Here is a 13,214-nt window from a genome sequence, read left to right on the forward strand (position 1 = left end):
TCGCTCGGCTGGATTAGCGACAACTTGCGCTCATTATTCTCGACACTCCGAACAAGGCGGCGGCCACGGTGACGATGCTGGGGCCCGAAGGGGTGTCCCATTGCCAGCTGATGGCAAGTCCGCCCGCCACCGCAAGCCCCCCGATCAGGGCGGCGCCCAGGGCCATCTGCTCGGGGGTGCGGGCCGCTCCCCGGGCGGCGGCGGCGGGAATCACCAACATGGCGGTGACCAGCATGACACCGACCACCTTGATGGCCGCCGCCACCGAAAGGGCGACCATCAGCATCAGCACCAGACGCCCGCGCCTGACGTCGTGACCATCCACCCGGGCCAAATCCTCATCCACCGCGATGGCCACCAGACAGCGCCAGTGGCGGGCCAACAGCGCCAGGACAGCCAGGCCTCCCGCCCAGACCAGTCCCACGTCGGGCCAGTCCACCGCCAGGATATCCCCGAACAGCCAGCCCATCAGGTCGAGCCGCACCTTGTCCAGGGTGGACAGCAGCACCAGCCCCAGCGCCAGGGCGCCATGGGCGAGAATTCCCAACAGGCTATCCGAGGCGATGGACCCATCCTTGCCCTGGGCCGCCAGGATCAGGGCCACGGCGACGCAGACCGCAATCACCCCCAACAGGGGCACGATTCCGAGCAGCAATCCGGCCACGATGCCCAGCAAGGCCGAGTGGGCCAGGGCATCGCCGAAATAGGCCATGCGGCGCCAGACCACGAAACAGCCCAGCGGCCCGGCGACGGCGGCAAGCCCGAGCCCGGCCGCGAGGGCACGGATCAGGAATTCATCCATGGCGGCACTCCGGGCCGTGGCGATGCCCGCCATCCAGGGGCAGGATGGAGCCGTCGGCGGAATGGCCATGGTCATGGGCATGGGTATAGATGGCCAGGCTGCCCGCCACCCGGGGCCCGAACAGCGCCAGATATTCGGGGTGGCGGCTGACCGTCTCGGGATGGCCGGCACAGCAGACATGGCGGTTGAGACATACCACCTCGTCGGTGGCGGCCATCACCACATGCAGATCATGCGACACCATCAACACCCCCACGCCTTCGTCGCGGGCAACCCCGGCGATCAGGTCATAGAGTTCCGCCTGCCCCGCCATGTCGACGCCGCCCACCGGCTCGTCCAGAACCAGCAGGTCCGGCTTGCGCAGCAAGGCGCGGGCCAGCAACACCCGCTGCAGCTCACCGCCCGACAGATCGGCGACCTGCCTGCCGAGCACATGCCCGGCCCCGACGCGCTCCAGCCCAGCCTCCAGCACGGAGTTCATGCCCCCCTGCCCCACCCCCATGGCCAGGAACCGCCGGACCGACAGGGGCAGGATGCGTTCCACCTGAAGCCGCTGCGGCACATAGCCGATGCAGGCCGCCGGGCGCTCCACCATTCCGGCATCAGGCAGGATCAAGCCCAGGGCCACCTTGAGCAAGGTCGACTTGCCCGCCCCGTTGGGGCCCACCACCGTCACGATCCGTCCCCGCTCCACCGTCAGGTCGACGGCATCGAGAACCACATGGCCGCCATAGGCCACCGAGACTCCGCGCAACGTCACCAGTGCCGCGGAACTCATGGTGCCGGGTCCTTGTCCCGGCAGCCAGGGCAGACGCCTTCAACCTCGATGGTCTGGCGAGACACCGAGAATCCCAGGCCCGCCGCCGCCTCGGCGATGGCCTTGACCACCGGCGCGTCATCCAGTTCGGCGGCGGCACCACAGACCTTACACAACAGGAATGCCCCGGCATGGGGCTGGCCGGGATGGGTGCAGCCGACAAAAGCGTTCAGCAGGGCGATGCGATGAACCAATCCATGACGCAGCAGAAAGTCCAGCGCCCGGTAAACCGTCGGCGGCGCCGCCGACCAGCCTTCCCGGGCCAGGCTTTCCAACAGGGCATAGGCCCCTACCGGCTGGTGGCTGCTCCACACCAGTTCCAGGACCCGGCGGCGGATAAGGGTCAGCCGCGCGCCCTGGCGGCGGCATTCGGCCTCGGCCGCGTCGAGCGCGGCGCGGATGCAGGCGCCATGGTCGTGCTGGGCAAGGGGAAAGCTCATGCTTGGCAAGTCCGGACTGTTATATTATAACATATCGACAAGTCCCCATCATCGCATGGAGCCGCCCAATGCGAAAGAGCCTGATCACCGCCGCCCTGATGGCCCTGATGGCCGCCACCCCGGCCATGGCCGAGCCCTCGCCGCGGGTTCTGGTCAGCATCAAGCCGCTGCACGGTCTGGTGGCCTCGGTCATGAAGGGGGTGGCCGAGCCCGGCCTGATCGTGGCTGGGGTCAATTCCCCCCATGGCTACGCCATGAAGCCGTCGGATCTGCGAGCACTGGAACAGGCTGACCTGGTGGTCTGGGTCGGCAAGGACTTCGAGACCTGGCTAGCCAAGCCCTTGGCCAAGGTCAGGAACCGCATTTCCATGCGCGACTTGCCCGGCATGCTGGTACTGGACAGCCGCGAGGGCGGCGTGTGGGAGGCCCACGGCCATGCCAAGCCCAAGCATCACCACCATGACGACCATGACGAAACCGACAGCCATGTCTGGCTCGATCCCGACAATGCCGCCCGGCTGGTGGATGCCGTCGCCATCCGGCTGAAGAGTCTGGACCCCGCCCATGCCGCCCTGTACGACGCCAATGCCGCCGAGACCCGCTCCCGCCTGACACGGCTGGATTCCGAATTGGCCGCGCGCCTGATCCCGGTGGCCTCGAAGCCCTATGTGGTGTTCCACGACGCCCAGCAGTATTTCGAGAAGCGTTACGGCCTGTCCCCGGCGGGAGCCATGACCGTCGATCCCGAGCGCCCCTTGAGCGCCAAGCGGCTGGCCAGCCTGCGCGATCGCCTGAAAACCGCCAATGCCGCCTGTGTCTTCCGCGAGCCAGGATACGGGGCCGAGGCTGCCAAGACCCTGGCTGACGCCGCCGGGGTCCGTATCGGCGAGCTTGACCCCGAGGGAACCCGGATCGAGCCAGGCCCCGACGCCTATGTGGCCCTGATGACCGGCTTGGGCAATGCGATCGCCGATTGCCTTTCCGGCCGCTGAGGGATGCACTATATCAGGGGCAACAGAATCACGAGGTAGCCCCCATGTCCGCCGTCGACCCCGCCGCCACCCTGCAACAGCTCGCTTTCAACGCCGACGGATTGGTTCCGGCCATCGCCCAGCAATTCGATACCGGTGAAGTATTGATGATGGCCTGGATGAACCGCGAAGCGGTGGCCGAGACCCTGGCCACCGGTCGGGTCTGCTACTGGTCGCGCTCGCGCCAGGGCCTGTGGCGCAAGGGCGAGACCTCGGGCCAGCAGCAGCGGCTGGTGGATTTCCTGATCGATTGCGACGGCGACACCATCTTGCTGAAGGTCGACCAGGATGGCGTCGCCTGTCACACCGGCCGCCGCACCTGCTTTTACACCGCCGCCCGCCCCGACGGCCTGACCGAGGTGGCGATGGTCCAGGTCTCCCCCGAGGAGCTGTACAAGAAGTGAGCCTCATCCCCGTCACCGTCCTGACCGGCTTCCTGGGCAGCGGCAAGACCACCCTGCTCAACCATCTGCTGGCCCAGCCGGGTTTGTCCGATACCGCCGTCCTGATCAATGAATTCGGTGCCGTCGGCCTGGACCATCTGCTGGTGCGCGAGGTCGCCGAGGATGTGGTCCTGCTGCAATCGGGCTGCCTCTGCTGCACCGTGCGCGGTGATCTGGTGGAGGGCATGCGCGACCTGTTCATCAAGCGGGTCAAGGGCGAGGTGCCGGAGTTCGGCAGGGTGGTGATCGAAACCACCGGACTGGCCGATCCCGCCCCCATTATCCACACCCTGATGACCGATCCGCTGATCGCCAGCCGCTACAAGCTCGACGGCATCGTCACCACCGTGGACGCGGTCAATGGCGAGCGCACCCTGAACGCCCAGGCCGAAGCGGTGAAGCAGGCGGCGGTGGCCGACCGGCTGATCCTGACCAAGGCCGATATCGCCGACCCCACCAAGGTGGAACTGCTATGCGAACGCCTGCGGATGCTGAACCCGGCCGCCCCCATCATCGCCGTGGCCATGGGACGGGTTGCCCCCGAAGATATCCTGGACGCCGGACTGTTCAACAAGGATGCGAAAATTCCCGACGTGGACCGCTGGCTGAACGAGGAGGCCTATCGCGCCCATGACCTCGCCCGGCTGGGACACGACCACCACCACCACGATCCCAATCGCCACGACGCCCATATCCAGGCCTTCGTCTTCACCGCCACCGAGCCGGTGTCCTGGACATCCCTCGGTTTCGCCCTGGAACTGATGATCGCCTCAAAGGGCGAGAATCTGCTGCGCATCAAGGGCATCATCAATGCCCGCGAGCATGATGTTCCCCTGGCCATCCATGGGGTGCAGCATGTCTTCCATCCGCCCACGCCGCTGCCCTGCTGGCCCGACGACGACCATCGGACCCGCATCGTGTTCATCACCCGCGATCTGGACCGGCGAGCGGTGGAGGACTTGCTGAAAGGAGTGCTGGCCCTGGACGAGACCGGCTAGGCTTCGCCTATCAGGCCGATGGGGCCAAGGCCTTGGCCAACTGCCACACCTGGAAGCGCAGATTGGGATCGGTGATGCCGTAATAGGCCCGGACCAACTCGCGGGCCTCGGCGGAATCCGACTGCCCGTCACTGTCCGCATCCAACCGGCTGTCGGTCGGGGTGGTTCGCGCGTCCGGCAGTCCCTCGAAGAAATACGACACCGAGACATGAAGCGCCCGCGACAAATCGTAAAGCCGCGAACTGCTGACCCGGTTGATGCCGCGCTCGTATTTCTGAATCTGCTGCAAGGTCAGTCCCAGCGCCCGGCCCAGTTCGGTCTGGGTCATCCCCAGTTCCTGGCGCCGAAGACGGGTCCGCTCACCCACATGCAAATCTGTCGGATTGGGGGTTGAAACCACGCGGCGAGCACGGCGGTCATCGGTTCCATCCGTCGTGAACTGCTCGGTGATCATGCAACCCTCCACAAGGCTTCGATGGGGCGGATCGTAGCACTCGTGAACGAGCCTGAAGATGCGTAGAAACTACGCATGCGCAAGGACCAAGGGTATGCCGGCAATGACAGGCTTTAATCTGAATGAAAGAACCTGATCTATTTACTCTACAAATACGGACACAACTGTATACAAGAGGCCAGCCCGCCACCCTTCTTGATCAATAAATAAGATAAGTGCCCTGATGCCGTGACTCAGACGCTGTCTGGACGGAACAAGCCCTTGAGATGAAAGGAGCTTTGCACCAAATCATCCAGGCCGCGGGCCTCCATTTTTTCGAATACCCGCCCTCGATGTGTTTCCGCCGTACGTGTACTGATGCACAGCCGAGCGGCGAACTCCTTGGTGGCGGCGCCGCCCACCAGCAACCAATAGACATCGGCCTCGCGGTCGGTCAGCCTTTGATACCGGGTAATGGCATCGGTGGCGGCCCCATGGGCGGCACGAATCTGGGAATGGCGCTCGCAGGCCTCGGCCACGGCGACCAGCAGCTTGTCGTTATCGGTGGGCTTCTCGATGAAGCCATGGGCCCCCAAACGCACCGCCATGACCGCGGTCGGAATGTCGCCATAGGCGGAAATCATCAGCGCAGGCGCGTCATGGCCCTTGAGGCGGGCCTTCCTCAGGGCATCAATGCCGCTTTCCTCCCCCAACCGGAGATCAATCAGGGCACAGCCCACCAGGGAGGGATCGTGGCCGTCGATGAAGGTTGCCAGGGCCCCGTAACAACGGACGTCATACCCCGAGGAACTCAGCAGCCATTGCAGAGCCTCCCTGAAGCCGGCGTCGTCGTCAACAAGCGCAACCACGTATTGCACCTATTCCCTCCTTTTCTCCAACCTCGGCAACCAGCATGTTACCCGGCCGCCGCCATTTTCGTCATTGGCTATTTCCAGTCCCCCGCCGTGCGCCGCCATGATGGCGGCGGCGATGGGCAGTCCAAAGCCACTGCCCACCGGCTTCGAAGACGAGAACAGGGCATGCCCGGTCTGGATGATGTCGCGCGGGAATCCCAGGCCGCTGTCCTGGACGGTAAAGGATATCCGCGGCCCCGGTTCATCGATCAATAACAGGCGAAGGCGGCGGCGGTGCCTGGGCAAATCAGCCATGGCCTCGCAGGCATTGCGCACCAGATTGACCACCACCTGCTGCAGCGAGGTCCGGTTCCCAAGCACCACCGGCCCCGGGGAGGCCACATCCAGCCAAGCCGCCACCACGGCATCGTCGCAGGTCTGGCGCACCAGGGGCAGCACGTCGCGCAGCACATCGCCCAGGAACAGGGATTCGTTCTCTCCCCCAGACGCGGCGACCCGCGACTGGCTGGTCGAGATGATATCGCGGACCCGCTGCACTTCACGCCCGATGCGATCCATCAGGCCGGGCAATTCCTGCTGGTCCAGGGAGCCGGTCCGCAATTGGGCTTGCACCCCCTGGACATAAGTCGAGACACAGGCCAGCGGCTGCTTGATCTCGTGGGCCAGCTTGGCGGCGGTCTCCAGGGTGGAAAAATGGCGGTACGCCCGGTCCAGCGCCGCCTCCTGTTGCCGCAACCGCCGCAGGGCCGCCTCGCGTTCGCCCAGGCTGTCGGCCAGGCTGGCCGACATGGAATTAATGGCCGAGGTCATGTCGTCCAGCTCGTCCGGTGGATTCGGCGGCGTCCGCGTCAATTCCACCGGCCGAACCGGCGCCCCGAGGCGATAGTTGCGCAGAAAGGCGCTGATGGAGACCAGATGGCGGGTGACCAGCCGGTGAACGATGAACAGGATGAAAGCGGACACCAGGAAGGTCTTCACACCCTGGCTGATCAGGATGGCGGCAGCCCGATCGGCAATGCGGCCATAGACCCCCAGCAGCGATGCCTCCACATGCAGCACCCCGATGGTCAGCAGGTCGTTCCGGTCGCGGCTCGGCGCATAATGGACGGGAAAGTCATGGCTGATGACCTGCTCCGTCGCCCTCACCCCCACCGATCTTGCCAATTGGCGCTTGTGCGGCCGCCCGACCTCGCGCACCTCCACGTATTGGATGTCCGGCAGATGCTTGATACCCTCGATCTGAAGCTGGATCTGCTCCTCGTCCAGGCTCCACAGGCTGCCCCCCAACCCCCCGAGATAGCTTTTCCCGATCTCGGAAAGACGGTCACGGATATCCTGGATCTCGCTGCGATAATCCAGATAGAGCTGGAGCGCCGTCAGACTCAGGGTCACGAACGAACTGAACAGGACGATGGCCAGCAACAGCCGCCAACCGATCCCCTGTCCGATGGTTCCGATCCTGGTCATGGGGCCGCCATCAACTTGACACCAAGCCCGATGAACACCCCGCCCGCCAACCGATCCAGCCAGAGTCCCGCCCGGGGAGCCCGAACCAGTCGCTGCCCGATCCAGCCGGAACCGTAGCCGATCAGACCGAACAGCAGCACCGCCTGGGCGGAGAACAACAGCCCCAGGGCGCCGATCTGCCAGCCGGCCGACAGCGTCCCCTCCACCACGAACTGGGGCAGGAAGGCCAGGAAGAACAGCACCACCTTGGGATTGACCGCATTGGCCACCAGACCCTTGGCGAACAGGGGCAACAGGCGTTCGGGCGAAGCCTCCGACATCCCATCGACGCGAATGCGTCCCGATGACCGGAGCGCCTGAATGCCGAGCCACAACAAATACATCCCACCCATGATCTTCAGTGCCAGGAAGGCCCAGGCGGAAGCGGCGATCAGGGCACTGATCCCCAGCGCCGCCAAGACAGTGTGACTGAGGCAGCCAAGGGCACAGCCAAAACCGAAGGCCATGCCTTGGCGCCGCCCTCGCGACATCCCCAGCCCCAGGATCATCAGATTGTCGGGCCCCGGCGACAGCGTCACCAGCACCGCCGCCCCCAGAAACCCTATTGCCTGCCAGAACTCCAGGGCCATCGCCACTTCCTCGCCAATCGCGGGCGGATCATAGCAGAGCGTTTCCGCCCGATGTACCGGTTTAGGGGGCAGCCCCCCTCACCATGTCGGGCGAAATTTTGCACCGCGTCAATTTGGTGATTGACCACCCATATAGTGCTTGTTAGTCTTATTCCAGATGTTGATCTCCCCGAGATCAGCCTCCCTCTCTAAGCAGCCTCCATACCGCCCACCCTGTGGGCGGTTTTTTTCGCCCCTAGTCTCTGCGACACCCGAGGTTGAATAATACCGACCTCCCCATATATTATTTGCGCGTGTACACAATATGCGCTTGCACTTTTTTAGTTGCGCCCCTATCGGCAACCACGCTAGCCTGAGTCGATGTGATAGCGTTCGAGCATGGTGAATGGCGTCGCAACCTCTCCCTACCTGCCTTGCCGGTCTGGAGCTGGCCCTGAAATGGGTCGGCCGAGGCTCCGACCCGGAAGTCGCCCGCCAGACCGCCGCGGTGGCCCTGGAATGCGCCCAGCGCTCGCTCTGCCACGACCGCGATGACTGCGACCGGCGTCTGGCTGCCATCGCCGCCCTGCTGGCGCAGCCGACATAGCCCCGTCCCCTGACCCGCCCTAATGCAAACGGCCCCCGGAGTGATCCGGGGGCCGTTCCGTCCTTGACCAAGTCGACCAGATTATTCGGCCGATTCCTTGCGGGCCTTGGCGTAGCCGACACCTTCCAGCGACACCTCAATCTCCTCCAGGATGGAGGGATCATCGATGGTGGCGGGCATCTTAAAGTCCTGGTTGTCGGCGATCTTCTGCATGGTGCCACGCAGAATCTTGCCCGACCGGGTCTTGGGCAGACGCTTGACCACGGTGCAGGTCTTGAAGGCGGCCACCGGGCCGATCTTCTCGCGCACCAGCTTGACCACCTCGGCGATGACCTGCTCGTCGGGCTTGGTGACGCCAGCCTTCAGGCAGATGAAGCCCAGCGGCAACTGGCCCTTCAACTGGTCGGCCACGCCGATCACGGCGCATTCCGCCACATCGGGATGGCTGGCCAGCACTTCTTCCATGCCGCCGGTGGACAGGCGGTGACCGGCGACATTGATGATGTCGTCGGTACGGCTCATGACATAGGCATAGCCGTCCTCGTCGATCATGCCGGCATCGGCGGTCTTGTAGCAGCCGGGGAATTCCGAATAGTAGCTGTCGATGCAGCGCTGGTCGGCGTTCCACAGGGTCAGCAAGGCACCGGGGGGCAGCGGCAGGCGGACCACCAGCGAGCCGACCTTGCCGGCCTCGCAGGGCTGATGCCCTTCGTCCAGCACTTCCAGGCCCCAGCCGGGCACCGGCTTGGTGGGCGAACCCGGCTTGATGGGGAATTCATGCAGGCCCAGGCAGTTGGCGGCGATGGCCCAGCCGGTTTCGGTCTGCCACCAGTGATCCACCACCGGCACCTTCAGGTGATTGACCGCCCAGTTGATGGTGTCGGGGTCCGAGCGCTCGCCCGCCAGGAACAGGGCGCGGAACCCGGCCAGGTCATACTTCTTCAGCAGCTCGGCATTGGGATCTTCGCGCTTGATGGCGCGGAAGGCCGTCGGCGCGGTGAACAGCGAGGTGATCTTGTACTGGCTGATCATGCGCCAGAAGGCACCGGCGTCGGGGGTGCCCACCGGCTTGCCCTCGTAGACCACCGGTGGTGGAACCGTTCAGCAGCGGGCCGTAGCAGATATAGGAATGGCCGACCACCCAACCCACGTCGGACGCGGCCCAGAACACCTCGCCCGGCTTGATGTTGTAGACGTATTTCATGGACCACATCAGCGCCACCATGTGGCCGCCATTGTCGCGGACCACGCCCTTGGGCTGGCCGGTGGTGCCAGAGGTGTAGAGGATGTAGAGCGGATCGGTGGCCTTGACCGGCACGCAGTCGGCGGGCTGGGCCTTGGCGGCGGCCTCGACCCAGTCCAGGTCGCGCGGCGCCGTCATCTCGGCCTTGGCCTGGGGACGCTGGTACATGATGGTGTGCGAGGGCTTATGCTCGGACATGGCGATGGCCTCGTCCAGCATGGGCTTGTAGGGCAGCACCTTGGAGCCTTCGATGCCGCACGACGCCGACAGGATCAGCTTGGGCTGGGCGTCATTGATGCGCACCGCCAGTTCGGACGGGGCGAAACCGCCGAACACCACGGAATGGATGGCGCCCAGGCGGGCGACGGCCAGCATGCCGACCACGGCTTCCGGGATCATGGGCATGTAGAGCAGGACGCGGTCGCCCTTGGTCACGCCCAGCGCCGCCATGGCGCCCGCCAGCCGCGACACCTGGTCCAGCAGTTCGTCATAGCTGATGGTGCGCGCGGTATTGGTGACCGGGCTGTCATAGATGATGGCGGCCTGAGGCCCGCGTCCATCCTTCACATGCCGGTCGACGGCATTGTAACAGGTGTTGGTCTCCGCCCCCACGAACCAGCGATAGAAGGGCTTCTTGCTGTCGTCGAGGACCTTGTCCCAGGACTTGTACCAGTGGATAGCCTGCGCGGCCTCCCCCCAGAATCCCTCGGGATCTTTCAGCGACGTCTCATAGGCTTGCTGGTATGCGTTGGTCATGACGGACGGATTCCTCTGCTTTTGTCTTCCCCTTGGGAAGCGTTGCGGACGCCATGGCATCCGGCCGCCCCTCCGAGTGAGTGGGGAGAATGCCGCAACTCAGCAAATTTTGCAAAGGTCGTTTGACCGGGCAGGAAGCGAGCGATTTCGCGCCCCACGGCACCGCTTCAGCGAAGTCGGTAACAGGTCTCCCTCTCCCCCAGCGGGTAGGGAGCAAGCATGGATAGCGTGATGAGACAACGGACCCGGTGGAGCCGTGCTTAACAACGGCTCTTGCACGCAGATAGCGGGCGACCGGGTCCTTCGCCGTCAAAAGGCCTGGCTTAATGAGGGACGGTACTGATGCGCGTCAGTTCGTCCTTGATCCGCAATTTCTTGCGTTTCAGGTCGTTGATGCGGGCGGTGTCGGGGCTGGTGCTGCGGATTTGCGATTCGATCGCCGATTCGAGATCCGCGTGTTTGGCTTTCAAGGACTCAATACGGTCATGAAGGCTCATCAGGGTCCTCCCTCTTGGATGGGTGACCAGAAAAGCTTATTCCTCGGGCGACCGACTTGTCAGCAGGGAAATTGCCCTTGCCCCCCGACTGGGGCTAAGCTTTTCTGTCGCGCCCGCCCGGGCGGCGCCACCATGCAGGACAACCGACCTTGGCCACCCCTCCAGACCGCCTCATCGTAGGAATCAGCGGCGCATCCGGTGTGATCTATGGCATCAGAGTCCTGGAGATGCTCCGGAGATTAGGAATTGAATCTCACCTGATCATGAGCCATGCCGCCGAGATCACCCTGGCCCATGAAAGCAGCCTGAAACTGGCCGGGGTCCGGGCCATGGCCAATCATTGGCATCGGCCCGAGGATATCGCCGCCGCCCCGGCTTCCGGCTCGTTCCGTGGCCTGGGAATGATTGTCGCGCCGTGCTCGATCCGCTCCATGAGCGAAATCGCCACCGGGGTCACCACCTCACTGCTGACCCGGGCCGCCGACGTCACCTTGAAGGAGCGCCGCCGTCTGGTGCTGATGGTGCGCGAGACACCGCTGCACACCGGCCATCTGCGCAGCATGCTGCAGCTTTCGGAGATGGGCGCGGTGATCGCGCCACCGGTCCCCGCCTTCTACGCCCGGCCGCAAAGCCTGGACGACATGGTGGAGCACACGGCGGGGCGCATGCTCGACCTGTTCGGGCTCGATTGCGGCACCATCCGCCGCTGGGGCGAACCCCAGCCGGGCGATTGAGTCCGACCTACCTGAACGCCACCACCGCCAGTCCCAGGGCGGCCACCAGCGCCATGCCGCTGAGATAGAGCGTGCGCTGGCTTCGGTTGCGGGCGTCCTTTTCCTCCAGGCGATGCATCAGCCAACTGGTGGTGACTTCCACCGCCGCCGCTCCGGCGAAATCGGTGAACACGCCTTGGACCGAGGCGGGCTCGAACATGCCGTCGTTGAATTCGTGCAGGATGAAGGTCATCCACTCGCCGCCGTAATCCACCTGGCAGACCCAATCCTGCAGCACCCAGCGGTTCTGCACCTTGCGCGGCGGGCTTTCCGCCTGTTGGCGATGGAAGGAAAGCTGATAGCCTTCCACGAAGGCGATACGCCCCTCACTCATGACCCCACCCCGCTATTACTGTCTTAATTCTGCAAACGTCGACATGAAACAGATGTAATAATTGTTTCACCCCGTGCGAACAAGTCTTTAAGTTATATGACATCGCATGAGAGGCCAAGAAACCCACCTTGTCAAAGGTTCGTCGGATCGCAACAGTCCCGTGACTTCGTACACGGCTGATCTGGCAAGTTTCTCCCTTTTCTCCGCTATTATCCATTCCTTCATCCGCAGAGGTGAGTCATGACCCACCAGACCGTGGCCGTGCACGCCCTTGTTCCGCTTTCCGCCGATGGCATCGAGGTGCGCTTGGCCGAAAGCCGGGCCGAAATCGCCGCCGCCCAGCGCATCCGCTACCGGGTATTCTATGAGGAAATGGGGGCCAAGCCCACTGCGGCGATGGCCGCCCTGGAGCTGGATTTCGACGACTATGACGAGGTCTGCGACCACCTGCTGGTCCTGGCCGAGGGCGAGGTGGTGGGCACCTATCGCCTGATCCGGCGCCATGCCGCCTATCAGGTTGGCCGGTTCTACACGGCGGGCGAGTTCGACATTTCCGCCTTCATCGACACGCCCGGCGAGATCCTGGAACTGGGCCGTTCCTGCGTCGACGCCCGCTGGCGTCATCGTGGCACGCTGCAGATGCTGTGGCAGGGACTGGCCGCCTATATGGTCGAGCATCGGGTACAGGTGCTGTTCGGTTGCGGCTCGCTCCCCGGAACTGAGCCCGACCTGCTGGCGCCGCAACTGGCGTATTTGCGCGACAACCACTTGGCACCGCCCCATCTGCGCGGCCGCGCCCTGCCCCATCAGGACCGGGTGGACTTCGCCGATATCACCGCCGCCTGGGATGCCCGCAAGGTGCTGGCTTCGCTGCCGCCGCTGCTCAAGGGATATCTGCGCCTCGGTGGCGCCATCGGCGACGGTGCCGTCATCGATCACCAGTTCAACACCACCGACGTGCTGGTGGTGGTCAACGCCGCCGATATCGCCGGACGCTACGTCAAGCGCTTCGCCGTATAGCTGAAGCAGACCGTTACCTTTTGATACTGTCTCTCGGGCCAGTCCGGATATATACTTAGTATCAGTCCGG

General features: G+C 64.3%; 15 protein-coding genes and 1 pseudogene. 6 read left to right on the top strand and 10 right to left on the bottom strand.

Features of this window, described 5'->3' with window-relative positions; all coding sequences use genetic code 11:
- Positions 1–13: 13 nt before the first annotated feature.
- Genes A6A04_RS18950 through A6A04_RS18960 form a run of 3 tightly spaced genes read right to left on the bottom strand, consistent with a single transcriptional unit; the run spans position 14 to position 2,059 of the window.
- Positions 14–802 (bottom strand): iron chelate uptake ABC transporter family permease subunit, encoded by a 789-nt coding sequence (locus A6A04_RS18950; protein ID WP_068495683.1) that lies wholly within the window; start codon positions 800–802, stop codon positions 14–16.
- Entirely contained in the window at positions 795–1,580 is a 786-nt protein-coding gene (locus tag A6A04_RS18955; protein ID WP_068495580.1) for an ATP-binding cassette domain-containing protein, read from the bottom strand. The genes A6A04_RS18950 and A6A04_RS18955 overlap by 8 nt, the downstream gene beginning before the upstream one ends.
- On the bottom strand, positions 1,577–2,059 hold the full coding sequence (locus tag A6A04_RS18960; protein ID WP_068495581.1) for a Fur family transcriptional regulator: 483 nt from the start codon (positions 2,057–2,059) through the stop codon (positions 1,577–1,579). Before A6A04_RS18960 ends, A6A04_RS18955 begins: the two co-directional genes overlap by 4 nt.
- 68 nt (positions 2,060–2,127) lie before the next feature.
- Here A6A04_RS18960 and A6A04_RS18965 point away from each other — a divergent pair, with 68 nt between their 5' ends.
- From A6A04_RS18965 to A6A04_RS18975, 3 genes are read left to right on the top strand one after another with little or no spacing between them, the layout of a single operon-like run.
- On the top strand, positions 2,128–3,051 hold the full coding sequence (locus tag A6A04_RS18965; RefSeq protein ID WP_068495582.1) for a zinc ABC transporter substrate-binding protein: 924 nt from the start codon (positions 2,128–2,130) through the stop codon (positions 3,049–3,051).
- A 44-nt stretch (positions 3,052–3,095) separates the two neighbouring features.
- A complete protein-coding gene (hisI, locus tag A6A04_RS18970; protein WP_068495583.1) occupies positions 3,096–3,494 on the top strand; it encodes a phosphoribosyl-AMP cyclohydrolase in 399 nt (132 codons plus the stop codon).
- Entirely contained in the window at positions 3,491–4,531 is a 1,041-nt protein-coding gene (locus A6A04_RS18975; RefSeq protein ID WP_068495584.1) for a CobW family GTP-binding protein, read from the top strand. Before hisI ends, A6A04_RS18975 begins: the two co-directional genes overlap by 4 nt.
- A gap of 10 nt (positions 4,532–4,541) precedes the next feature.
- Here A6A04_RS18975 and A6A04_RS18980 read toward each other — a convergent pair whose 3' ends face one another.
- The 4 genes from A6A04_RS18980 to A6A04_RS18995 form a co-directional block, all read right to left on the bottom strand.
- Positions 4,542–4,985, bottom strand: a complete 444-nt coding sequence (locus A6A04_RS18980; protein ID WP_082915068.1) for a helix-turn-helix domain-containing protein — start codon at positions 4,983–4,985, stop codon at positions 4,542–4,544.
- Positions 4,986–5,218: 233 nt separating this feature from the next.
- Positions 5,219–5,842, bottom strand: coding sequence for a response regulator transcription factor (locus A6A04_RS18985; RefSeq protein WP_068495585.1), 624 nt, complete (start codon positions 5,840–5,842; stop codon positions 5,219–5,221).
- Positions 5,843–7,306, bottom strand: a complete 1,464-nt coding sequence (locus A6A04_RS18990; RefSeq protein WP_068495586.1) for a sensor histidine kinase — start codon at positions 7,304–7,306, stop codon at positions 5,843–5,845.
- Positions 7,303–7,935 carry a LysE family translocator gene (locus A6A04_RS18995; protein WP_068495587.1) on the bottom strand — a complete coding sequence of 211 codons (633 nt, stop codon included), beginning with the start codon at positions 7,933–7,935 and terminating at the stop codon, positions 7,303–7,305. The genes A6A04_RS18990 and A6A04_RS18995 overlap by 4 nt, the downstream gene beginning before the upstream one ends.
- A gap of 385 nt (positions 7,936–8,320) precedes the next feature.
- On the opposite strand from A6A04_RS18995, the gene A6A04_RS19000 reads away from it, so the two are divergent.
- Positions 8,321–8,521 carry a hypothetical protein gene (locus A6A04_RS19000; protein WP_068495588.1) on the top strand — a complete coding sequence of 67 codons (201 nt, stop codon included), beginning with the start codon at positions 8,321–8,323 and terminating at the stop codon, positions 8,519–8,521.
- Positions 8,522–8,602: 81 nt separating this feature from the next.
- Here the strand turns inward: A6A04_RS19000 and A6A04_RS19005 are convergent.
- Positions 8,603–10,520 (bottom strand): annotated as a pseudogene (locus A6A04_RS19005) (propionyl-CoA synthetase).
- 323 nt (positions 10,521–10,843) lie between these two features.
- The gene (locus A6A04_RS22005; protein ID WP_082915069.1) at positions 10,844–11,017 is read right to left on the bottom strand and encodes a YdcH family protein; all 174 of its coding nucleotides are present in this window, start codon (positions 11,015–11,017) and stop codon (positions 10,844–10,846) included.
- A 149-nt stretch (positions 11,018–11,166) separates the two neighbouring features.
- Between A6A04_RS22005 and A6A04_RS19010 the strand changes: the two genes are divergently transcribed.
- Positions 11,167–11,751, top strand: a complete 585-nt coding sequence (locus A6A04_RS19010; protein ID WP_068495589.1) for a UbiX family flavin prenyltransferase — start codon at positions 11,167–11,169, stop codon at positions 11,749–11,751.
- A 7-nt stretch (positions 11,752–11,758) separates the two neighbouring features.
- On the opposite strand, the gene A6A04_RS19015 is transcribed toward A6A04_RS19010, so the two are convergent.
- Entirely contained in the window at positions 11,759–12,124 is a 366-nt protein-coding gene (locus A6A04_RS19015; RefSeq protein ID WP_068495590.1) for a hypothetical protein, read from the bottom strand.
- A gap of 240 nt (positions 12,125–12,364) precedes the next feature.
- Between A6A04_RS19015 and A6A04_RS19020 the strand changes: the two genes are divergently transcribed.
- Positions 12,365–13,144 carry a GNAT family N-acetyltransferase gene (locus A6A04_RS19020; protein ID WP_068495591.1) on the top strand — a complete coding sequence of 260 codons (780 nt, stop codon included), beginning with the start codon at positions 12,365–12,367 and terminating at the stop codon, positions 13,142–13,144.
- Positions 13,145–13,214: the final 70 nt, after the last annotated feature.

This window comes from Paramagnetospirillum marisnigri, from assembly GCF_001650715.1.
GTDB lineage: Bacteria > Pseudomonadota > Alphaproteobacteria > Rhodospirillales > Magnetospirillaceae > Phaeospirillum > Phaeospirillum marisnigri.